The organism is Aquabacterium sp. (assembly GCF_041915145.1).
GTDB lineage: Bacteria > Pseudomonadota > Gammaproteobacteria > Burkholderiales > Burkholderiaceae_C > Aquabacterium.
Window position 1 is genome coordinate 18,305 of sequence record NZ_JAYSBZ010000009.1, and the last position, 21,335, is coordinate 39,639.

At 68.0% G+C, this 21,335-nt stretch carries 20 protein-coding genes; 13 read left to right on the plus strand and 7 right to left on the minus strand.

What is annotated here, in order from left to right:
* Window positions 1-109: 109 nt before the first annotated feature.
* The 5 genes from ACE3SS_RS03025 to ACE3SS_RS03045 all read left to right on the plus strand — a co-directional run bounded on the left by ACE3SS_RS03025 (window position 110) and on the right by ACE3SS_RS03045 (window position 5,329).
* A complete protein-coding gene (locus tag ACE3SS_RS03025; protein ID WP_374591190.1) occupies window positions 110-1,417 on the plus strand; it encodes a pectin acetylesterase-family hydrolase in 1,308 nt (435 codons plus the stop codon).
* Between the two features lie 14 nt (window positions 1,418-1,431).
* A complete protein-coding gene (locus ACE3SS_RS03030) occupies window positions 1,432-2,298 on the plus strand; it encodes a GntR family transcriptional regulator (protein WP_374591192.1) in 867 nt (288 codons plus the stop codon).
* Between the two features lie 96 nt (window positions 2,299-2,394).
* Window positions 2,395-3,228: a PaaX family transcriptional regulator C-terminal domain-containing protein gene (locus ACE3SS_RS03035; RefSeq protein WP_374591194.1), complete on the plus strand. Its 834-nt coding sequence runs from the start codon at window positions 2,395-2,397 to the stop codon at window positions 3,226-3,228.
* A gap of 194 nt (window positions 3,229-3,422) precedes the next feature.
* A complete protein-coding gene (locus ACE3SS_RS03040; RefSeq protein WP_374591196.1) occupies window positions 3,423-4,364 on the plus strand; it encodes a lipase family alpha/beta hydrolase in 942 nt (313 codons plus the stop codon).
* 29 nt (window positions 4,365-4,393) lie between these two features.
* Complete coding sequence (locus ACE3SS_RS03045; protein ID WP_374591198.1) at window positions 4,394-5,329, plus strand: lipase secretion chaperone; 936 nt, start codon at window positions 4,394-4,396, stop codon at window positions 5,327-5,329.
* Window positions 5,330-5,367: 38 nt separating this feature from the next.
* On the opposite strand, the gene ACE3SS_RS03050 is transcribed toward ACE3SS_RS03045, so the two are convergent.
* On the minus strand, window positions 5,368-6,435 hold the full coding sequence (locus ACE3SS_RS03050) for an AraC family transcriptional regulator ligand-binding domain-containing protein (protein WP_374591200.1): 1,068 nt from the start codon (window positions 6,433-6,435) through the stop codon (window positions 5,368-5,370).
* 325 nt (window positions 6,436-6,760) lie between these two features.
* Between ACE3SS_RS03050 and asnB the strand changes: the two genes are divergently transcribed.
* Genes asnB through prmC form a run of 5 tightly spaced genes read left to right on the plus strand, consistent with a single transcriptional unit; the run spans window position 6,761 to window position 12,542 of the window.
* Window positions 6,761-8,743, plus strand: coding sequence for an asparagine synthase (glutamine-hydrolyzing) (gene asnB, locus ACE3SS_RS03055; RefSeq protein ID WP_374591202.1), 1,983 nt, complete (start codon window positions 6,761-6,763; stop codon window positions 8,741-8,743).
* Between the two features lie 9 nt (window positions 8,744-8,752).
* A complete protein-coding gene (locus ACE3SS_RS03060; protein ID WP_374591204.1) occupies window positions 8,753-10,294 on the plus strand; it encodes a class I adenylate-forming enzyme family protein in 1,542 nt (513 codons plus the stop codon).
* A 34-nt stretch (window positions 10,295-10,328) separates the two neighbouring features.
* Entirely contained in the window at window positions 10,329-10,580 is a 252-nt protein-coding gene (locus ACE3SS_RS03065; RefSeq protein WP_374591207.1) for an acyl carrier protein, read from the plus strand.
* A 2-nt stretch (window positions 10,581-10,582) separates the two neighbouring features.
* Window positions 10,583-11,569, plus strand: a complete 987-nt coding sequence (gene nadE, locus ACE3SS_RS03070; protein WP_374591210.1) for an NAD(+) synthase — start codon at window positions 10,583-10,585, stop codon at window positions 11,567-11,569.
* Window positions 11,570-11,579: 10 nt separating this feature from the next.
* Window positions 11,580-12,542: a peptide chain release factor N(5)-glutamine methyltransferase gene (prmC, locus tag ACE3SS_RS03075; protein ID WP_374591213.1), complete on the plus strand. Its 963-nt coding sequence runs from the start codon at window positions 11,580-11,582 to the stop codon at window positions 12,540-12,542.
* A gap of 10 nt (window positions 12,543-12,552) precedes the next feature.
* Here the strand turns inward: prmC and ACE3SS_RS03080 are convergent, their stop codons facing one another.
* Genes ACE3SS_RS03080 through ACE3SS_RS03095 form a run of 4 tightly spaced genes read right to left on the minus strand, consistent with a single transcriptional unit; the run spans window position 12,553 to window position 16,206 of the window.
* Window positions 12,553-13,047 carry a hypothetical protein gene (locus ACE3SS_RS03080; protein ID WP_374591216.1) on the minus strand — a complete coding sequence of 165 codons (495 nt, stop codon included), beginning with the start codon at window positions 13,045-13,047 and terminating at the stop codon, window positions 12,553-12,555.
* 44 nt (window positions 13,048-13,091) lie between these two features.
* On the minus strand, window positions 13,092-14,675 hold the full coding sequence (locus ACE3SS_RS03085; protein ID WP_374591219.1) for a GMC family oxidoreductase: 1,584 nt from the start codon (window positions 14,673-14,675) through the stop codon (window positions 13,092-13,094).
* Window positions 14,672-15,106, minus strand: coding sequence for a hypothetical protein (locus ACE3SS_RS03090; protein ID WP_374591222.1), 435 nt, complete (start codon window positions 15,104-15,106; stop codon window positions 14,672-14,674). The genes ACE3SS_RS03085 and ACE3SS_RS03090 overlap by 4 nt, the downstream gene beginning before the upstream one ends.
* Window positions 15,107-15,129: 23 nt before the next feature.
* Window positions 15,130-16,206 (minus strand): hypothetical protein, encoded by a 1,077-nt coding sequence (locus ACE3SS_RS03095; RefSeq protein ID WP_374591225.1) that lies wholly within the window; start codon window positions 16,204-16,206, stop codon window positions 15,130-15,132.
* 113 nt (window positions 16,207-16,319) lie between these two features.
* Between ACE3SS_RS03095 and ACE3SS_RS03100 the strand changes: the two genes are divergently transcribed.
* From ACE3SS_RS03100 to ACE3SS_RS03110, 3 genes are read left to right on the plus strand one after another with little or no spacing between them, the layout of a single operon-like run.
* Entirely contained in the window at window positions 16,320-16,940 is a 621-nt protein-coding gene (locus ACE3SS_RS03100) for a TetR/AcrR family transcriptional regulator (protein WP_374591227.1), read from the plus strand.
* A complete protein-coding gene (locus ACE3SS_RS03105) occupies window positions 16,937-17,140 on the plus strand; it encodes a hypothetical protein (RefSeq protein WP_374591230.1) in 204 nt (67 codons plus the stop codon). The genes ACE3SS_RS03100 and ACE3SS_RS03105 overlap by 4 nt, the downstream gene beginning before the upstream one ends.
* Before the next feature lie 27 nt (window positions 17,141-17,167).
* Window positions 17,168-18,262, plus strand: a complete 1,095-nt coding sequence (locus ACE3SS_RS03110; protein WP_374591233.1) for a hypothetical protein — start codon at window positions 17,168-17,170, stop codon at window positions 18,260-18,262.
* Window positions 18,263-18,287: 25 nt separating this feature from the next.
* On the opposite strand, the gene ACE3SS_RS03115 is transcribed toward ACE3SS_RS03110, so the two are convergent.
* Window positions 18,288-19,577, minus strand: coding sequence for a nitrate/sulfonate/bicarbonate ABC transporter ATP-binding protein (locus tag ACE3SS_RS03115; RefSeq protein ID WP_374591236.1), 1,290 nt, complete (start codon window positions 19,575-19,577; stop codon window positions 18,288-18,290).
* Between the two features lie 10 nt (window positions 19,578-19,587).
* A complete protein-coding gene (locus ACE3SS_RS03120) occupies window positions 19,588-21,318 on the minus strand; it encodes an ABC transporter permease (RefSeq protein WP_374591239.1) in 1,731 nt (576 codons plus the stop codon).
* Window positions 21,319-21,335: the final 17 nt, after the last annotated feature.

Here is a 21,335-nt window from a genome sequence, read left to right on the forward strand (position 1 = left end):
GCCGGGAAAGTCTGATCCATCGCGGTCAATAGATTGGTCATCTCGGCTATTGGTGCGCGGCGAGTCGATTTCTAGGATTCAGGCTTCATCACGATCCTAGGAGACCTTCATGTCCACGCTTGCTCGACGCCTCAAGGCCTGGTCGGCGGTTGCGGCCCTCAGCCTCACGCCCATGCTCGCCTCGGCCGGCTACTACAGCTGGGAGACCGTCACGGCCGACACCGCCACCGGCGCCGCGTGCAGCAACGGCACGCCCTATCGCTTCTTCGTCAACCGCGCCTTGTTCACCACCAAGACCGTGGTGGTGTTTGAAGGTGGCGGCGCTTGCTGGGAACAGAACGCCTGCAAGGGCATCTTCAAGGTCGGCATCCTGGGGGCGACCAACCCCAACGGCATCGCCGCCGATTACATGACCAACATCATCGGCTCGGTGGCCAACCAGGGTGCCGCGATGGGCGGCCTGATCACGCCGTTCTCGATGCGGCTCGATCCGTTCCAGTCGGTGCAGACGCAGAGCTGGAACATCGTCTACGTGCCCTACTGCACGGGCGACGTGCACACCGGCAACCAGGTCAACGTGTATGCCGACGCCGATGCGGCTAACCCGACAACCTTCTATCACCGCGGCTACCCCAACAGCAAGGCGCTGGCCGCGTGGCTGGGCAAGAACCTGCCGAATCAATCGCAAGTGCTGGTCACCGGTTTTTCGGCCGGCGGCGTGGGCTCGACCGCGGCCTACGATGCCATCCGCACCGCGATGAAGCCGAAGAAGTCGGCGCTGCTGGCCGACTCGGGCCCGCTGATGCAGGCTCCGCGTGACGGTTCGCCCAACGACTACCCGTCGGTGTTGCTGCACAACACGATCCGCGTGAAGTGGGGCTATGACGTGCCCAACGGCATCGCCACCGAGCTGATCGCCAAGTACCCGGGCAAGGGCGACATCAACAACCTCGGTTCGCTGACCACGGCTCTGGCGCAGGCCTATCCGCAAGACCGCATGAGCTTCGCGACCTTCCAGATGGACGGCATCTTCTCGGCCTTCTCGTACACGAAGTTCTTCCCCGAGATCGCCGCCGCGACGTCGGGCCCGACGCGTGACGCGCTGATCAACGCCAAGTGGGTGCCGGAAGTCCGCAATTGGGTCAACGCGCTCAAGCCGTACTCGAACGTGGGTTACTACATCCCTTACCAACGCGAGGTCATCAAGTCGCACACGCTGACGCTGATCACCTTCGGCGGCACCGCGATCAACGAGGCCAACATCAAGGACGTCGGCGCCGTGGCGGACAACCTCATCAGCGGCACCGGCACCCCGATCCGCGCCTGGGAAACCGCCAAGAACGCGCAGAACACGCCCAACAACAGCCTGTTCGATCAGCTGTCGTACTGGTTCTGGTCGAACATCGGCGGGCTGTGACGAGCGACGCTCGCATGCTGTTGCCCGGGCCGGGCGCTGCCCGGGCGGCGGCGCCCTTCGACTGCACCGATCAGGCCGTCGTGCCTGCGCGCAACGGCGTGCCGCAGCCGGCGGGCAACATCGCCGCGCTGTCCGGCCCGAGCCAGAGCAGCCGGGCCCTGGGCATGACGCGGGCCCACATCTTGAACGGCACCTTCGCGCCGGGCGAGAAGGTCAGCGAGCTCAAGCTTTGCGATCTGCTGGGCCTGTCTCGCACTCCCATTCGCGCCGCACTCCGGCAGCTGGAGTTCGAGGGGCTGCTCATGCAGCGCGACGATGGCGGTTTCGTCGTGCGTGCGTTCTCTGTGGCCGATGTGGAAGACCTCGTCGAAACCCGCGCGACGCTCGAGGGCCTGGCCGCGCATCGGGCCTTGCTGCGCGGCGTGTCGGCCGAGCAACTCGTGCAGGCGCGCGAGCTGCTGATGTGCCTCGACGCCATCCTGAGTCGCCCTCAACTGGACGCCTGCGCCGTGCAGGCCTACGCCGAGCGCAACCGGGCCTTCCACATGCTGCTCGGCGAGATGTCGGGCAGCGAGGTGATCCGGCGCCAGCTGCGCCAACTGACGTCCTCGCCGTTCGGCGACCCCAGCGCCTTCGTCCATGCCCGAGCCAGGATGCCGGCCGCGCACCTGGCCTTTCTGACCGCGCAAGAGCAGCACCGGCAATTCGTCGAAGCGCTGGCGAGCCGCGACACCCGGCGCGCCGAGGCGGTGCTGACGGAACACGCCCGCAGCGGGCGTCGCGCCCTGAGCCATGCCGTGGACACCCGGCGCACCGACCTGCTGTTGGGCGGCGGGCTCATCGTTCGACCGACTCTTGCTCCCCGCCTGCCCGACGCTTGACGCGCGATGCCGATTCCCCCTGGCGGGTGGGGCGACGGATGGAGCGCCGTTACTTCGTTGACACGAAATATTTTCAGAACGTAGCATGCCGGCTGTATGCAACCGACAGCCAAGAACCTCATCCTCGAACTGCTGATGGCCAGCAAGGACACACCCATATCGGCACGCGAGGCGGTGGTGGCCGGCAAGCTGTTCGATATCAGCGAGAACAACATCCGCGTGGCCCTGGTGCGGCTGTCGGCCGCGAGCCTGGTCGAGGCGTCGGGGCGCGGCGCCTACCAGTTGGGCGCCGGCGGCATCGATCTGGCGCATGAGGTGCAGGCGTGGCGTTCGGCGCTGGATCGGCTGCGCCACGACTGGACCGGCTCGTATGTCGTCGTGCATGGCGGCCTGCCGGCGCGCGTCGAGCGAACGGCGGTGCAGCGCGCGAACCGCGCCTTTCACCTGCTGGGCTTCGGCGAGCTCGAGCGCGGCCTGCACGTGCGCCCCGACAACCTCGACGGCGGCGTGGAGCCGCTCATGGATCGCCTGCGCATGCTCGGCCTGGGCACGAACTGCGCCGTCTTCGTGGCCAGCGAGTTCGACGTGCCCACGCAGGCCCGCGTGCATGCCCTGTGGGACACCAACGCCCTCAACGCCAGCTACCGCCGCACGCGTGACCAGCTCAATGCCTGGCTCGGGCGCGCCGACGAGCTGGAGCCCGACGTGGCGGCGCGCGAGTGCTTCCTGCTCGGGCGCAAGGCCATCCGGCAAGTGGTGTTCGACCCCTTCTTGCCGCACCCGCTGGTCGATGTCGATTTGCGCCGCGCCTTCTTCGACGCCGTGGTGCGCTTCGACCACGCCGGTCACCTGATCTGGCAGCGCTTCTTCGAGGCCAGCCTGGGCGGGCCGACCGGGGCCGCCGCCGCCCGCGTGCCGCTCGCGCACTGAGCGCGCCTCGCTCAACAGGCGCACCGCTTGACGCGAATCCGCTCTGCGTCCATGGCCTTTCTCGGTAGTCCCCATGAGGGGAAAGTCCGCTGACCGCATGAACCTCCGCGTGGAACAGTCCGATCGGTCGTGATCAGCGCGCAGCTGAACGACGGATGTCCCCGGATTGCTCTCAACGCACACAGGAGGTTTGCATGCCGTCTTCTGGTTCCGTCTTGCGCCGCATGTTGGCGGCCTCGTGTCTGGTGTTGACCATGCTCGCGAGCGCTCCCGCCGCGCAGGCTGCCTCCACCTATGCCAAGACCCAATACCCCATCGTGCTGGTGCATGGCTTCCTGGGGTTCAAGAGTGCCCTCGGCATCAGCTACTTCTACGGCGTGGCCGAGCGCCTGCGTGCCGATGGCGCCACCGTGTACGTGGCGCAGGTCAACCCGGGGCAGACCACCGAGTACCGCGGCGAGCAGCTCATTCAGCAGCTCAAGCAATGGGCGGCGCGCGATGGCGTCACCAAATTCAACCTGATCGGACACAGCCAGGGCGGCCCCACGGTGCGCTACCCGGCCGCCGTGGTGCCCGACATGATTGCCAGCGTCACCACCGTGGCCGGCGACCACCTCGGCAGCACGACGGCGGACGCCTGGGTGTCCGCCTTCCCGTCCGACAGCTGGGCCAACAGCCTGGCCACCGGCTTGCTGCGCGTGCTCAACGTGATCTACGGCGGCACCGACGCCAGCCAGACTGACGCACTCGCCGCGCTGAGCTCGCTCAACTCGGCCGGGCAGGCGCTCTTCAATGCCAAGTTCCCGCAAGGCGCGCCGACCACGCCGTGCGGCAGCGGTCCGGCCAAGGTCAACGGCATCGCGTATTACTCGGTCAGCGGCAACAAGGTGTTCACGAACTTCCTGGACATCCTCGACCCCATCATGGGCGTGGCGGCTCAGCCCTTCGGCTCCACGCCCAACGACGGTCTCGTCAGCGTGTGCTCGTCGCACTGGGGGCAGGTGCTGCGCGACAACTACCCCTGGAACCACATCGACGAGATCAATCATGTGTTCGGCCTGGTGGGCTGGGGCGCACCCGACCCCCTGGCCTTCTACTCGGCCATGGCCAACCGTCTGAAGATGTCGGGCTTGTGATGGGCGTGGCAGGCGGTCGTCCAGCCATCATGGTTGCAGACCGGACGCTCGATGCGCGGTGGCTCCGCCGGGGGGTGCCCGCCGCGCTGGTGTTGCTCGCCGCGGCCTGGTGGAGCATCAAGCTCTACGCCGGTGGGGGCGACGCGGCCGTGCTGGCGGCTCGCCCGAGCTGGAGCCTGATGGGCGCCGCGCCGGGGGGCGCATCGGCACCACCTCGACCGCTCGCGGCGGTGCGCGCCAAGGTGCTCGAGAGCGGCGTGCTGCAGGGCACGCAGGTCGCGGGCGACTGGGCGGTGGGGGCGGATGGCCGGCTGCACCCCAGCGTGGCGCTGCGTCAGCGCTTCGAGTACTACCTGCTGGGCTTGGGCGACGCCAGCCCGCAAGAGCTCCGCGCCCTGATCGAAGAAGAGGCGCGCGCCGCGCACGGCCCCAAGCTGGCTGCCGCCATCATGGCGATCTTCGACCAGTACTGGGCCTTGCGCATGCAGCAGCCGCGCTACCCCTTGAACCCGCTCGACCGCAGCACCTGGGGCGCTGCCCTGGCCGAGCAGAAGGCGGTGCGGCGCCAGTTTCTGGGGCCCGAGTGGGCGCAGGCTTTCTTTGCGGACGAAGAGGCTTACTTTGAGCAGACGGTGGCACAGGTCGATCACCCCGGTGGCGTCGACCGCTCGGTGGCGGGTGGTCAGCCCGTGCCGCAAATGGCGCCGGGCAAGGACGCCGCCTCGGTGCGGGCCGAGCGGGTGGCGCTGTATGGCGAGGCCGCCGCGCAGCGCCTCGAGCGGGCCGACGCGGAGTGGGCCGACTGGGAGCGTCGCCGGGATGCGGCGCAGGCCGAGTGGCGACGCTTGAGCAACGCGGCCGAGTTGTCCGCGCCCCAGCGCCAGCAGGCGATGGAGCAGTACGTCCAGGCGCACTTCAAGCTCGATGAACGCCTGCGGGTGCGTGCCTTGCTCGATCTGCGCTGACGCGTGGTGGCCGGGCGTGTCGGCGCCCGGGCCGAGGCTCAGTCGGCGCGCCCGTTGGGCGTGCGCCCCTGGCGGCGGAACTCGCTGGGCGTGAGCCCGGCCCAGCGCTTGAACGCGCGGGTGAAGCTGTGGCGGTCGGCAAAGCCCAGGCGCTCGCTCACCGTCTCGACGTCGGTCTGCTCGTGCGCCAGCCAGTCCGAGGCGAGGTTGAAGCGCGCGCGCGCCTGCACGTCGGCGAAGCGGTGTCCCTCATCTTGCAAGCGGCGTTGCAAGGTGCGCGGGTGCAGCTGGAAGCGCGCGGCCGTGCGCTCGATGCCCTGGCCGAGCAGTTGCGGGTTCTCGGCAAACACCTTGTAGAGCGCGTCCACCAGGCTGACCTTGCCATGGTTCTTCGAGAGGTATTCGTTTACCACCGACTCGGCCTGCTTGTGCAGCGACGGCGAGGCGCCCTTGAGCGGTGCGTCGAGCAGGGCGCGCCTGAACACCACGCAGTTGTAGGGCTGGTTCAGGCGGATCGGGCTCTTGAACAATTGCTCGTATTGCGCCAGCCGGGCGGGCGAGCCGTGCTTGAAGCAGATGCGCTCGGCCCGGGCTTCGTCGCCCACCAGGATGCGCGCGAACTTGTTGATCGAGGCGAATTCCATCTCGACCAGGTAGTCGGCGCCGGGCATGTCGGCCAGCCATTGCGACAGGGTCACGCGCAGCGCCGCCACGTCGTCGTGCTCCTCGACCGTCATGGTGCACAGCGGGATCAGCGTCTGCAGCCAGTCGAGAATGCGCAGCGAGTCGCGCAACGTGGGGCTGGTGGTGATGAAAGTGTCGATCGCGGGCAGGTTCTCGAAGGCGAACGCCTCGCCCAGCACGAACGGAAAGTGGTGCGGCGCATGGGTGTGCGCCACGCACTCGCGCATCAGCCACAACAGCGTGCTGGGGCGGATCATCGGGATCGCGTGCTGGCGGAGGTCGGCCTCGATGCCGGCGGCACGAAACAGGGGTTCGATGCTGAAGCCGCAGCGCACCGCAGCCTTGATCCAGGTGGCGGGCGCCAGAAACGGAATCAGATCGGTAGCGGCGGCACCTTCGCGGGCTTCGACATCGGATTTCATGTTGCGCACTGCACCAGCTGTACTGAATTGACTATTTTTATTTTCAAATAAACCACGTTCACGCCCCGATGACGACATGTGGGAGAAACCAGTACGCGACCCTTGAATGAGGGGCGCGCGGGAGCTCGCACGTATCCCGATGCGACACCCCGTTCTGGGTGGTAACCCTTGAGATCGGGCCGCCCGAACACTTGATCCAGGGCTGTTTGAACGGGGCGGTGCTCGCTACGATGAGGCTTGTTTGGTCGATCTTGCGGTGTCGGTTGCCGCGCTGACCTCGGGCGTCTGCGGGTGTGCAAGCCCAATTGGGGAGGCTCTCAGTCTTATGTGCGGCATTGCAGGTATCTTGAGTCGGTCACGGCCCGTGGCGCGTGAGTTGCTCGCCGCCATGATCGGCCGACTGCACCACCGCGGGCCCGACGGCCGCGGCTTTCATCTAGACGGCCCGATCGGCCTGGCCCATGCCCGCCTGAGCATCATTGATCTGGCGGGGGGCGATCAGCCCATCGCCAACGAAGACCGCAGCGTCTGGGTCGTCTTCAACGGCGAAATCTTCAATCACATCGAGTTGCGCGCCGAGCTGCTGGCGCGGGGGCATCGCTTCGCCACGCAGTCCGACACCGAAGTCATCGTGCACCTCTACGAAGAGCACGGCGACGACTTCGTGCAGCACCTCAACGGCCAGTTCGCCATCGCGCTGTGGGACGCCCGCCGCCAGCGCCTCGTGCTGGCGCGCGACCGCGTGGGCATCCGGCCCTTGTTCTACCACCAGGGGGCCGCCGGCCTGGCGTTCGCGTCAGAAGTGAAGGCGCTGTTCGCGCTGCCCGAGGTGCCGCGCCGGCTCGACGCGCATGCGCTTGGCGAGGTCTTCACCTACTGGGCGCCGCTGCCGTCGCACACGGTGTTCGAGGGCATCCAGGCGCTGCCGCCGGGGCACCGGATGGTGGTGGAGGGGGGCATGCCACGCATCGAGCGCTATTGGGACTGGAGCTTCCCGACCACGGCCCAGCCCGCCACCCGCTCGGCCGCCGACTACGCCGACGAGTTGCGCGCGCTGCTCATCGACTCGGTGCGCCTGCAACTGCGTGCCGACGTGCCGGTGGGCGCCTACCTGAGCGGCGGGCTCGACTCGTCCATCGTCACGACGCTGATCAAGCATTACACCGACGTGCCGCTGCGCACCTTCTCGCTCACCTTCGAAGACGAGGAGTTCGACGAGAGCGCCTACCAGAACGAGCTGGTCGCCTACCTCGGCACCGAGCACACGGCCTTGCGCTGCAAGCGCGGCGACATCGCGGCGGCCTTTCCGCGCGCCATCTGGCATGCCGAAAGCCCCATCGTGCGGACTGCCCCGGCGCCGCTGATGCTGCTGGCCGGCCACGTGCGATCGGCCGGCTACAAGGTGGTGCTGACGGGCGAGGGCGCCGACGAAGTCTTTGGCGGCTACGACCTGTTCAAGGAAGCGCGCATCCGCCGCTTCATGGCGCGCGCGCCGCAGTCCAAGATGCGCGGCCACCTGATCGACCGGCTCTACCCCTATCTCAAGCACTCGCCCGCCGCCAGCCGCGTGATGGCGCAGCGCTTCTTCGCCGAAGGCAGCGAGCACCTGGGGCAGCCGCACTTTGCGCACGGCCCGCGCTGGGCCACCACGCGCCGCGTCTGGCAGTTCTTCACGCCCGAGCTGCGCGCGCAGCTGGGCGGCACCGATCATCTGGCCGCCATCGCCGAGCACCTGCCGGCCGAGATCGGCCAATGGGCGGCGCTCAATCAAGACCAGTACATCGAAGCGCACACGCTGATGTCGGGCTACCTGCTCAGCTCGCAGGGCGACCGCGTGGCGATGGCCGAATCCATCGAAGGGCGCTTCCCCTTCCTCGACCACCGCCTGATCGAGTTCGCCAACCGCCTGCCGCCGCGCTACAAGCTCATGGGCCTGACTGAAAAATACCTGCTCAAGCACGCCATGCGCGGCCTGCTGCCCGAGGGCATCCGCACCCGCACCAAGCAGCCCTACCGCGCGCCCGACAGCGCCAGCTTCTTCGAGGGCGGCGAGCCGGTGGACTACGTGGCCGATCTGCTCAGCGAGGCGCGCCTCAAAGATGCCGGCTACTTCGACCCCGTCGCCGTGAGCAAGCTGATGGCCAAGTGCCGCGCCGGTCGGGCCATCGGCTTTGGCGACAACATGGCCTTCGTGGGCGTGGTGTCGACCATGCTGCTGCACGACCAGTTCATCGCGTCGAATGCACCCGCCGCGCCCGCTGCCGAGGCGCCGGCTTCGGTTGCCGCGCCGCTTGCCGCCACGGTTTGATCGGCCATCATGTTGTTGCATCACTTTTTTGAAGACACCGCCCGGCGCCTGCCCGACCGCGTGGCGCTGGTGGCCGACGGCCAGCGCCACACCTGGGCGCAGCTCGATCAGCGCGCCAATCAGTTGGCGGCCACGTTGCAGCAGCACGGTGTGCGTCGCGGCGACCGCGTGGCGCTGTTCCTCGACAACTCGGTCGAGATGGTGGTGAGCGTGTGGGCGGCGCTGAAGGCCGGCGCGGTCTTCATGCCGATCAACCCGCTGACCAAGCACGACAAGCTCGCCTACCTGCTGAACGACTCGCGAGCCAGCGCGCTGATCTCGCAAGCCACGCTGGGCCCGGTCTGGCAGCACGCCTTGAGCGCCAACACGACGGTGCACACCGCGCTGGTCGTCGGGCTCAAGGACGCGGCCACCGAGCGCGTGCTGCCATATGGTGATACGTCGGCTGATGCGGGCAAGGCGGCGCCGCGCGACCCCGGTCTGATCGACCAGGATCTGGCCGCGATCATCTACACCTCGGGCTCCACCGGTGACCCCAAGGGCGTGATGCTGACGCACCTCAACATGGTGTCGGCCAACCGCTCGGTGAGCACCTACCTCGGCTTGCGCGAGAGCGACGTCGTCTTGTGCGCGCTGCCGCTGGCGTTCGACTACGGCCTCTACCAGGTGCTGATGGCCGCCCGCGTGGGTGCCACGGTGGTGCTGGAGCGTTCGTTCACCTTCCCCGTCAAGGTGCTGGAGACGATGACGCGCGAGCGGGTCACCGTGTTCCCCGGCGTGCCGACGATGTTCTCGATGCTCATGGCCATCAAGACGCTGGCCGAGCACGATCTGACCACGCTGCGCATGATCACCAACACGGCGGCGGCCTTGTCTGAAGAGCACATCCGCCAGCTACGCGCACTGTTCCCGCAGGCCACGCTGTTCTCGATGTACGGTCTCACCGAGTGCAAGCGCGTCACCTACCTGCCTCCCGATCAGCTCGACGTGCGCCCGACCAGCGTCGGCCGGGGCATGCCCAACGAAGAAGTCTGGCTCGTCGACGAGGCCGGTCAGCGTCTGCCCAACGGCAGCACGGGCGAGCTGGTGATCCGCGGCTCGAACGTGATGCGCGGCTATTGGGAGAAGCCGTATGAAACGGCCAAGCGCTTGCGTGAAGGCTCCAGCGTCGGCGGGCCGGCCGGCGAGATGGTGCTGCTGTCGGGCGACCTGTTTCGCACCGATGCCGAGGGCTATCTCTACTTCGTGTCACGCAAGGACGACATCATCAAGAGCCGCGGCGAGAAGGTCAGCCCGCGCGAGGTCGAGAACGCGTTGCACGCGCTCGATGGCGTCTACGAGGTGGCCGTGGTCGGCGTGCCCGACGAGCTGCTCGGCCAGGCCGTCAAGGCCTTCGTGGTGCTGAAAGACGGCGTCCACTACACCGAGCGCGAGGTGATCAAGCATTGCCTGGGGCACCTTGAGAGCTTCATGGCTCCCAAATACGTCGAGTTCGTCGAGACCCTGCCCAAGACCGACACGGGCAAGATCAAGAAGACCGGCCTGTCGTGATTTCCAGTTTCATTTTTCAGAGAGTTTGATCGTCATGTCCAGCATCAAAGAGCAGGTTCGCGCCTACATCACCGACAACTTCATCATGGGCTCCGACGGCGTGCAGTTCACCGACGCCGATTCGCTGCTCGAGATGCACATCGTCGACTCCACCGGCTTTCTCGAACTGATCCTGTTTCTCGAAGAGACCTTCGGCATCCAGGTGGCCGAAGAAGAAATGGTGCCCGAGAACCTCGACAGCCTGAACGCCATCGAGGCCTACGTCGGCCGCAAGAAGGCATCCTGATCATGACCCTCACTGCCGACGTGCTGGCGTTGACCGCCGAGCAGTGCGACGCCGAAGTGGCCCGCATTGGCCGCCACTTCATCGAGAGCCTGCGCCGTTTTCACAAGCGCGGCGTGGTGCTGGGCTTGTCGGGCGGGGTGGACAGCTCGGTGTGCGCCGCGCTGGCCGTCAAGGCTCTGGGGCCGAAAAAGGTGTTCGGCCTCTTGATGCCCGAGCGCGACTCCAAGAGCAGCAGCGCCGACCTGGGCCAGGTGGTGGCAGAACAGCTGGGCATCAGTTGGCAGCTCGAAAACATCGGCCCCACGGTGGAGGCCATCGGCTGCTACCGATGGCGCGACGAGGCGATGCGCGTGGTCTTCCCCGACTACACCGAGGCCTGGAAGAGCAAGATCGCGATTGCCGGCGGCGTTGATGGGCGCATCAACTTCTTCAAGCTCATCGTGCAGTCGCCCGACGGGCAGATGCATGAGGCGCGGCTCAACCTGCGCGAGTACCTGCAGATCGTGGCGGCGACCAACTACAAGCAGCGCATCCGCAAGACGGTCGAGTACTTCCATGCCGACCGCCTCAACTACGCGGTGATCGGCACGCCCAACCGGTTGGAGTACGACCAGGGCTTCTTCGTCAAGAACGGCGACGGCGCGGCGGACATCAAACCCATTGCGCATCTGTACAAGACCCAGGTCTACGCACTCGCGCGCCACCTTGGCCTGCCCGAGGCCGTGTGCACCGCGGTGCCCACCACCGACACCTACAGCCTGCAGCAAGGGCAGGACGAGTTCTACTTCGCGCTGCCCTATCAGCAGATGGACCTCGCCCTGTGGGCACACAACCACGGGCGCCCGGCGGCCGAGCTGGCGCAGGCGCTGGGCCTGAGCGAGGCGCAGGCCCGGCATGTGTACGCCGACATCGACGCCAAGCGCCGCGCCACGGCCTATCTGCATGCCCGTCCGGCGCTGGTCGAGCCGGTCACGTCGATCACCGACTGAACATCACAACGTGGACATCAACACCACCCTGAGCCTGGCGCTCACCGCTGCCGATTCGCGCAGCATCGGCGATGCCGGCCGCGCCCGCTTCGCCAAGCTGCTCGCACACCTTGAAGGCGCGCTGCACATCCTGCCCGACAAGCCCGAAGAGACGCCGGCGGCCGCGCTGCGGGCGCTGTGGCATCTGGCGTCGGGCCGCGCGCTGTCCGTCGAGGCCGCGTGCGACGAAGTGCTGCCCGAGCTCGACACCGTGCAGCGCATCGACCTCGAAGACCTCATCGCGCGGCGCGTCAGCGGCGAGCCGCTCGCCTACATCACGAACCGTCAGCGCTTCATGGGGCTGGACCTGCTGGCCGGCCCGCAGGCCTTGATCCCGCGTCGCGAAACCGAGCTGCTCGGCCGCGCCGTGGTGGACAAGCTCAAGAGCCTGGCCGACGAGCATGCCGACGTGGCCGCCATCGACGTGTGCACCGGCTGCGGCAACCTGGCTTTGGCGATGGCCCACTACGAGCCGCGCGCCATGGTCTACGGCGCCGACCTGTCGGAAGACGCGATCGGGCTGGCGCAGCGCAACGTGCACTTTCTCGGCCTGCAAGACCGCGTGCAGTTTCGGTGCGGCGACCTGCTGGCGCCGTTCAACGAGCAGGCCTTTTATGGGCGGGTCGATCTGCTGGTGTGCAACCCGCCGTACATCTCGTCGGGCAAGCTCGAAACGCTGCCCAGCGAGATCATCGCCTACGAGCCGCGCCTGGCTTTCGATGGCGGGCCGTTCGGCGTTCGCATCTTGCAGCGCCTGATGCGCGAGGCGCCGCGCTACCTGCGCTTCGGCGGCTGGCTGGCCTTCGAGGTCGGCCTCGGGCAAGGGCCGGCGATCCAGCAGTGGCTGGCCAAGACCGGTGGCTACGACTGCAGCGAAACCGTTGAAGACGAACACGGCCAGACGCGTGTCGTGATGGCGCGCGTGGCCAGTTGAGTCCGCCCGCTCAGCGAGTGTCCTGGAGGGCGACGTCGGCGGGGCGGTGCCGCAGCACCTGCGCGTAGGCCCACGCCAGCCACAGGCCGAGCGGCAAGTCGGTCAGCATGATCGTGAGGTTGGGCAGCGTGGCCCAGCCGGTTTCTGGGCGCAAACAGCCCGCCACAAAAAAGCCGAATCCACAGGCTGACGAGGCGAACTTGGCCACCACCAGCGGCACGGCCATGTCGGCCCAGCGTGCCGGGTTGCGCCACAGCATCCAGCTCAGGGTGCTGATGCAGTACATCATCGACGCGGCCAGGCTCAGCCAGAACGGCCCGGCATCGCGCGCCAGCGGCCAGCTCGGCAGCAGCTGTGCGGATACGGCATTGAACACGCCGATGAGTTGCGACGGCGCGAACACGAACACCTGCACCGCGCCGAGAAACATCACGGTGTAGACCAGGCCGGTGAGTTGCAGGCGACGCAGCGCGGTGGCGAGTGCGGGGGCGGTGGTGGTGTTCATGGTGTGCGGAAGCGGTCGGTTCGATGCGTGATGTGGCGGGCGCGTCAATGGCGGCTGCTGCGGCCCTGGCGCGCAATCAGGCCCTGCGCGGCGAGGCTCGAAAACGCCATGATGCTGATCTGCGGGTTCACGCCCAGGCTGGTCGGGAAGATGCTGGCGTCGGCCACGTAGAGGCCTTGCGCGTCATGGCTTTCGAGCTGGGCGTTGACAACGCTGCGGCGCGGGTCGTCGCCCATGCGGCAGGTGCCCATGGGGTGAAAGGCCACCAGCTCCAGCTCGCTGGCGCGCAGGCGGCGCTGCTCGATGGCGCGGGCTTGTTCCACGGTGGTGACCGACGGCAGGCCGTGGATCGGCGGCAGCACCTCGCGGGCGCCGGCCGCGAGGTAGATCTCGCAAGCGCGCGCCACGCCCTTGGCGAAGGCGGCGGTGTCGGGGCGGTTGAGGCTGTAGGTGATGAGCGGGCGACCGGCCGGCCCGGGGCGCACGCGGCCAGCGCTGGTGTCGCTCACCATCACGCCAAACCCGGCCATGTGGCGGTAGCGGTGCATCAGGTTCTTGAGCCGCTCGCCAAAGGCCGGCAGGGCAATCGACAAGAAGCCCGGCGGCACCCAGAAGCCTTCCATCAAGATGCCGTCGTCGGCGAACTCGTCGACCAAGTAGCTTTGCGGCACACCGTGCCAGCTCTCGACGGGCTCGTCGAACAGGCCGACCACCTTGGCGCAGGGGTGCAGGCGCAGGTGCTTGCCGACGTCGCCCGAGCGGTTGGCCAAGCCTTGCCGCAGCAGCAGGTCGGGCGTGCCGATGGCGCCGCAAGCCAGCACCACCACGGGTGCGTCGACGCGCAAGGTGCCGCGCGGGGTGCGGGCGTCGTCGAGCAGCACGCCGTCGATGCCGGTGGCGCGGCGGCCGTCGGGGCTCAGGCGCACGCGACTCATGCGGGCCGACGTGAACACCTGCGCACCGGCTGCCAGAGCTTGCGGCACGTAGTTGAGGTTGGTGCTTTGCTTGGCACCGTTCGGGCAGCCCCACACGCACACGCCGGCGCCTCGGCAGTCGCGGCGGTTGCCGCGCAGGGGGCGCCCTGAGTAGCCCAGGCGTTGCGCGCCCAGGGCGAACAACTGGTTGTTGCGCCCCATCAGCTCGATGGGCGTGTCGGCCACGTGCAGCGTGCGCTCCACCTCGTCGAAGTGCGGCAGCAGGTCGGCGTAGCGCAGGTCACCCAGGCCGACGGTGCGCTGCCACTCGTCGAACAAGGTTTCGGGGGTGCGAAAGCAGGTGCCGGAGTTGATGAGCGTGGTGCCGCCCACCGCCACGCCCAGGGGCAGCGGAATGGGCGGCGTGCCGAGCGTGGCGGTGAGCGAGAGGTCGCGATACAGCTCGCGCGTGGCCGTGATCGGGTCGCCTTGGAAGTCGTGCTGCGTGTAGTGTCGGCCTTCTTCGATCACCACCACGCGCCAGCCGGCACGGGCCAGTTCGCGGGCCATGGGCGCACCGCCGGCGCCCGAGCCCACGATCACCACATCGGCTTGCACGTGCAGCGTCGGGCCCAGCGTGCGGGTGTCGATCAGGCCGGCGGGCGGCGGGGTGGCGCAGCCCGGTTCGGGCGTGAGTGGGGTGCGTGCATTCATGGTTGCTCCAGCGCCGGCAGCACGCCGGGGGCTTGGCCGGGGCCCACGCCCAAGGCGCGCAGCACGCGGGGGTCTTGGTAGAACGGCACCAGCACCAGCAGCGACACCACTTGCAATGCGCTGCGCAGCGTCGGCAGACGGCTGGTGCGCCAGCCATCGATCACGCGGGCCTGTTGCGCGGCGCTCAGGCGCGTGAAGCGCCGGGGCACCGGCTGGCACCACAGCCAGCCCAGGCGCTCCAACAGGTGCAGCGTGCCTTTCATCAGCCAGCGGGCGTGGGGCGGGGCATCGGCCACGAAGCGCTGCGCAAAGGCGAGCACGTCCACATCGGCATGGCTCAGCGCGATCGGGCCGCCGACCGGCAAGAGCACGGCGGCCAGGGCGCGCAACACGGTGCTTTCGTGGTCGCTGAAGCGGGGTGGCGTGGGCATGGTGGACTCGGCGGGCGGCGCGATCAAGCGCCGAAGCGCACGCCGTGATCGGCGCTGCGGGTCAGCACCTCCAGCGCGGCTTGGCGCGCGGTGGTGAGGCGGGCGACGACGCGGTCGCGGTGGTCGAGCAGGCGCAGCTCGCCGCTGGCCAACTTGCTGTTGAGGCAGTAGGCGGTGGAGCCGTCGGGGTTGCCGTAGTGCAGGCAGATGAAGTCGTCGCGCGGCGCGTCGAATTCGCCAACCAAGGCGTGATCGTCGCCATCGAGTCGGAACTGCCAGCGCTGCAGGCCGATGCTCACCGGGCGGCTGACCATCGAGCGCCGGCGGTTGAAGGCGTGGCGGTGGCCGTCCAGGCTCAGGTGCGCCACCGACAGCACGGGCGTCACCCAGCAGCCGAGCTTGATCCGCGTCGAAAAGCCTTCAAAAAAGGTGTCCTCGCCAAAGCCGTCGAAGGCCGAGCAATGCGCCCAGGCATAGGACCACGCATGCTCGGCGCCCCAGTTGTGGCCCAGCGTGCCGGGGGCGTCGTGCACGGTGAAGCGTTCGCCGTTGAGGTGGATGCTGCCGTCGAAGCGCGAGGCGGGGTGGGGCGCGAGGATCTTCGACTTGGGCAACTTGCGCTCATACATCCAGGCCCAGGGCAGGTGCACCAGCGGTGCGGCACCGGGGGTGAAGCGCAAGTCCCAGTCGATGTGGTCGGTGTGGGCGGCGCCATCGCGCTGCACGCTGAGCGAGCCTCGCGTGCCGTCCGGCGTGAGCTCGCAGCCGGCGATGCGCAGGTGGATATCGTCGTTGACGATCACGCCACCGGTGAGCGGCACGCTGGCCTTCCAGGCGCGGGTGCGGCTCGGGTCGTCCATGTCGAACCACACGGCCCACACCTCGGCCAGCGGCTCGCCGTGCAGCGGCGCCAGAAAGGTGAACTTGAACCACGCCGCAAAGCGCTGCGCCGGGCTGTTGAGCTTGAGAAAGTAGCTCTCGACGTGGCCGCGCTGCCCGGCCTGCCAGCGCACCCGGGTGCCATTCGGCAACCCGTTCGGGTCGGGGGCGGCAGCGCCGTCGGGAGGCGATGACGCAGGGGGGCGCAAGGGTTGCTGCATGATGATCGACTGCCGCGCCGGGTTCGTTTGCGAAAACCGGGGCGGGCTGATACATTGAACAAATCGTTTAATTGTTCAAATTCTAGAAACAGGCCCCCGCGTTTGTCCAGCGGGTGGATCACAGGGGTATCCCGTTGGCAGGTGGTAATAGACGCGAGCAGATCTTGCAGACGGCCTTGCAGCTGTTTGCAAGATATGGCTACAAAAAGACGACAGTTGAAGACATTGCGGGCGCTTTGGGGCTGACCAAGGGCGCGCTGTACCTCTACGTCAAGAACAAGCAGGATCTCTTCGAGAAGACCGCCGCCTGGGCGCTGGGCGAGTGGCAGCAGCATGTGCGCGACGCCGCGATCGAGGTCAGCGGCCCCGAACAGCGCCTGCGGGCGATGGCGCTGTCGGCCTTCGAGTACCTGCTGGGGCACGACGAGCTGCTGGCGCTCATCCATGCCGACACCGATTTCTACGCCGATCTCGTCGTCAAGGAGCCCTTCGCGTCCATCCACCGCGACTCGGTGGCGATGATGGAAGGCGTGCTCGCCGAAGGCGTCGAGACGGGGGTGTTCCTGCCCGTGGATCGGGCGGCGGTGGCCGATGCGCTGTTTTCGCTGTACCTGGGTTTCATCGCGCAGACCCGCATGAGCTGGCCGCGCGAGCTGCTCTTGTCGCGCTATCGAACCATGCTGGATCTGATGTGCGCGGGGCTCGTCGCCAAATCGGCGAAAATGGAGCCATGAACAAACCCGTAACGACTCAAATCAACGACGATGGTCTGCGTTATCGCTCCAAGGCGGGCGGTTCGCCGTTTGGCAAGGCGGCCAACACGCGGTCCTGCTTCAAGTGCGGCCAGCATCGCCCGATGGACGCGCTGCAAACCAAGCGCATCCTGGGCCGCGTCGAGATGATCTGCAAGCCGGCCTGCGGCGAGCGCGGCTGACGCGTCAGGCGGGCAGGGAGGCCGGCCATGACGGATGTGTCGCCCGCGCCTGCCACGGCGCCTCGATACACGGTTCGCCCGGCGAACGCGGGTGCCGAGCGCGACACCATCATCGAGCTCTGGCGCGACAACATCGGGGCGCCCGATGCGCTGGCGGCGAAGTTCCAGTGGTATTACGCCGAGCACCCCGAGGGGGCGCCGACGGTCCTGCTGCTGTGCCATGGCCCCGAGGCGCAGCCGGTCGGCGTGGCCGCCAACGGCGGGCGCCGCATGCGGCTGGGTGAACAAGCCGTGCGGGCCGGCATCCGCGTCGATCTGGCGGTGGACGCGGCGCATCGCACGCTGTTCCCGGCGTTGCAGTTGCAGCGGGCGGTGCGGCAGTCGGGCATGGATCAGTTCGACGTGCTCTACGGCTTGCCCAACACCAAGGCCGTCAAGGTGGTGGAGCGCATCGGCTTCACCCAGCGCCATGATTTCGTGCGCTATGCCCGCGTCCTGCGCTGGCGAACCTACCTGGCCCGCGTGATGCCGTCCTGGCTGGCCGCGCTGGCGGCCCCGGCGGTGAACGGTCTGCAACGAGCCCGCACCTGGGCGCGCCTGCTGCGGCTGCGCGGGGTCGATGCCGTCTGGCTGGATCAGGCCGACGCGCGCTTCGACGACCTGTGGCAGCGCACGGCCTGGCCCGGCGTGCTGATGGGCGCGCGCGACAGCCGTTTCCTGAACTGGCGCTTTGTCGCGCGGCCGGCCGGGGCGGCGCGCTTCCTGGCCCTGGTCGAGCGCGGCACCGAGCGCCTGCTGGGCTACGCCGTGTGCGACTTCGATTTCGGCGCGGCTGCATCCACGGTCGCGGTGCGCGATTTTCTGGTCGATGCTCGCTCGCCGCGAGAGGCCCGGCCGTTGCTGGTGCAACTGCTGCTGCGGGTGCAGCGGCAAGCCGATCGCGCCGGCTGTGCCACGGTGTCGCTGTCGTTCTTCGGCCACCCGGACGTGCGCGCGGCGCTGGCCGAAGCCGGCTTTGCGCCACGCGAGTCCAGCCCGGTGTTCGTGGACATGGCCGCCCCGCATGCCGAGCGGCTCGGCGCCTTCGACTACTACTTCACCGGCGCCGACGAAGACCAGTGATTCGACGGCGCCGACTTGTCCGGGCTCACTCGGGCAAGTGGATCAGGCGCGTGTTGTAGTTGTATTCGAACACCTCGCCGTGGCGGCCCCACTCGATGGCCACCTTCAGCACCTCTTCGGCCTCGGGCGCATCCATGCCCTCGCGCAGCAGCTTCAGGAAGGGCTTCTCGGGCAGCTCGCCCGATTCTTCTTGTTCGAGGCTGTGGCGGATGTGCGCCGCCAGCGGCACGCGGGCCAGCAGTTGGCGGCCGAACAGCAGCTTGCGCTGGGCGTTGTCGCTCTCGACGTAGCGCTGGCCGAGCGCCGTCATGCTCAGGTCGCCACGCTCGACCTGCGCGAAGTCGAGTAGCGCCAGCGCGCTGGCCACGGGCAGCAGTTCGTCGTCGGTGAGCTCGGTGTCCTCGGCCAGCTTGGGCAGGTCGGCGCGGCCGTTGAAGGGGTCGCCGTGCAGCAGTTCGAGAATGGCCTCCATGCGGCTGATGTCGGCCAGCGGCAGGCGGTCGGCCAGGTTGAGGCGCGGGGCCTCGCCGCCGCTGCGGCCGGCGCGGCCCGAGCCGGCGGTCATCAGGGCGTAGACCTCGTCGATCAGGGCGCGCACCTCGCGGCTGTCGGCGTTGCGCGGGCGCGGCAGGCCGATCTTCATCTGAAAGCGCACGCGGCCGGGGTCGCTGGCGAAGATCAGCACGCGGTCGGCCATCATCACGGCCTCTTCGATGTTGTGCGACACCACGAGGATGCCCTTGGTCGGCATCTGCCCGCCGTCCCACAGCTCCAGGATGTCTTCGCGCAGCCGCTCGCCGGTGAGCACGTCGAGCGCCGAGAAGGCCTCGTCCATCAACAGCACCTCGGGTTGCACGACCAGTGCCCGGGCGATGCCCACGCGCTGGCGCATGCCGCCCGACAGCTCGCGCGGCAAGGCGCCTTCGAAGCCCGACAGCCCGATCAGTTCGATCGCCTTGGTGGCGCGCTCGGCACGCTCGTCGGCGCTCACACCGCGCGCCTCCAGGCCCAGCTCGACGTTCTGCTGCACCGTGAGCCACGGGAACAGCGCGAACGATTGAAACACCATGCTCACGCCCCGCGCCGGGCCGTAGAGCGGCTGCCCGCGGTAGGTGACGCTGCCGGCGTCGGCGCCGATCAGGCCGGCCATGATGCGCAGCAGGGTCGACTTGCCCGAGCCCGACTGGCCCAGCAGCGCAACGATCTCGCCCTCGCGCAGCGTGAAGTCGACGTCTTGCAGCACGGCGCGCGGGTTGCCGTCGGCGCGGCGGAACGATTTGCCGACCGCCTTGAGTTCGAGGATGGGGGTGTTCATGCGTGGCCCCTTAGAAATGCATGCGGTCTTCGGCCAGCTGATACAGCCGGCGCCAGACGAAGTGGTTGAGTCCCATCACGAAGATGCACATCACGCCGATACCCAGCGCGATGCGCGGGAAGTCGCCGATCGCCGTCATGTGGGCGATGTAGCTGCCGATGCCGTCGGCCTGCAAGGTGGTGTCGCCCCAGGTCACGTACTCGGACACGATGCTGGCGTTCCACGAGCCGCCGCTGGCCGTGATGGCGCCCGTGACGAAGCTCGGGAACACGGCGGGCAGCAGGTAGCGCTTCCACTTGAGCCAGCCGGTCAGGCCGAAGTTCTGCGCGGCGTAGCGTAGCTCGGTGGGCACGCCCGAGGCGCCGGCGATCACGTTGAACAGCAGATACCACTGCGTGCCGAAGATCATCAGCGGCGACAGCCAGATGTGCGGGTTGAGGTGCAGCTTGACGATCACCACCACCGCCACCGGGAACATCAGGTTCGCCGGAAAGGCCGCCAGAAACTGCGCGACCGCCTGCGTGCGCGCCGCCACCTTCGGGTTCATGCCCAGCCACACGCCCACCGGCACCCACACCAGCGCCGCCAGGGTGATCAGCACCAGCACGCGCAGCAGGGTGTAGCAGCCGAGCACGAACACATGGCCCACCTCGGCCCAGCCGACCTCGGTGTGAATGAAGGTGATGAGCCGCCAAGTGGCGAACAGCACCAGCGCCGCGACCAGGGCGTCCCAGGCGCGCTCGAAGCCCACGTGCAACGACTGCTGGCGGGCGCGGATCGAAGTGCCATCGAAATCGCGCTTGAACCACACGAAGCTGCGATCGAGCAGGCGCCCCAGCGCGGTGCCCCACTGCTGCAGGCGCTCGGTGCGGCGCAGCCACACCAGCAGCCACGACTGCTGCGTCGTCTCGCCGCCGGTTTCCTCGAAGCGGAACTTGTCGGCCCAGGCCAGCAGCGGGCGGAAGAACAACTGGTCGTACAGCAGCACGCCGACCAGCATGGTCAGGATGGCCCACGCGATGGCGCCCATGTCGCGCGCCTCGATGGCGGTGGCGATGTAGCTGCCGATGCCCGGCAGCTTGATGTTCTGGTTCGACACCGAGATGGCTTCGGAGGCCACCACGAAGAACCAGCCGCCCGACATCGACATCATCATGTTCCACAGCAGCGCGGGCATGGCGAAGGGCATCTCCAGCCGCCAGAACTTCTGCCAGCCCGAGAGCTGGAACACCCGCGCGGCTTCGTGCAGCTCGCCCGGCACGGTTCGCATCGACTGATACAGGCTGAAGGCCATGTTCCAGGCCTGCGAGGTGAAGATCGCGAAGATCGCCGCGCATTCGACGCCGAACAGGTTGCCGGGGAACAGCGCGATGAAGCCCGTCACGGTGATCGACAAGAAGCCCAGGATCGGGATGGACTGCAGGATGTCGAGCATCGGCACCAGCACCTTCTCGGCGGCGCGGAACCTGGTGGCCAGGGCGGCGAAGGCGCAGGCGAACAGCAGCGACCAGGCCAGCGCGATGAACATGCGCAAGGTGGTGCGCAGCAGGTAGTAGGGCAGCGCGGTGGGGTCGAGCGAAACGAGCAGCGGGGCACCGACCTGATACGGGTGCGTCATCTGCGCGGCGCCGTAGGCCAGCAAGACGAGCAGTGCCAGCACCAGGGGCAGCAGCGCCCAGTCCCAGCGGTTGCCGCCCGCTTCCATGACTTGGCGCGGAAAGAAATGTCGGTTGCGGTTCATCGCGGTCCAGGGCTTGC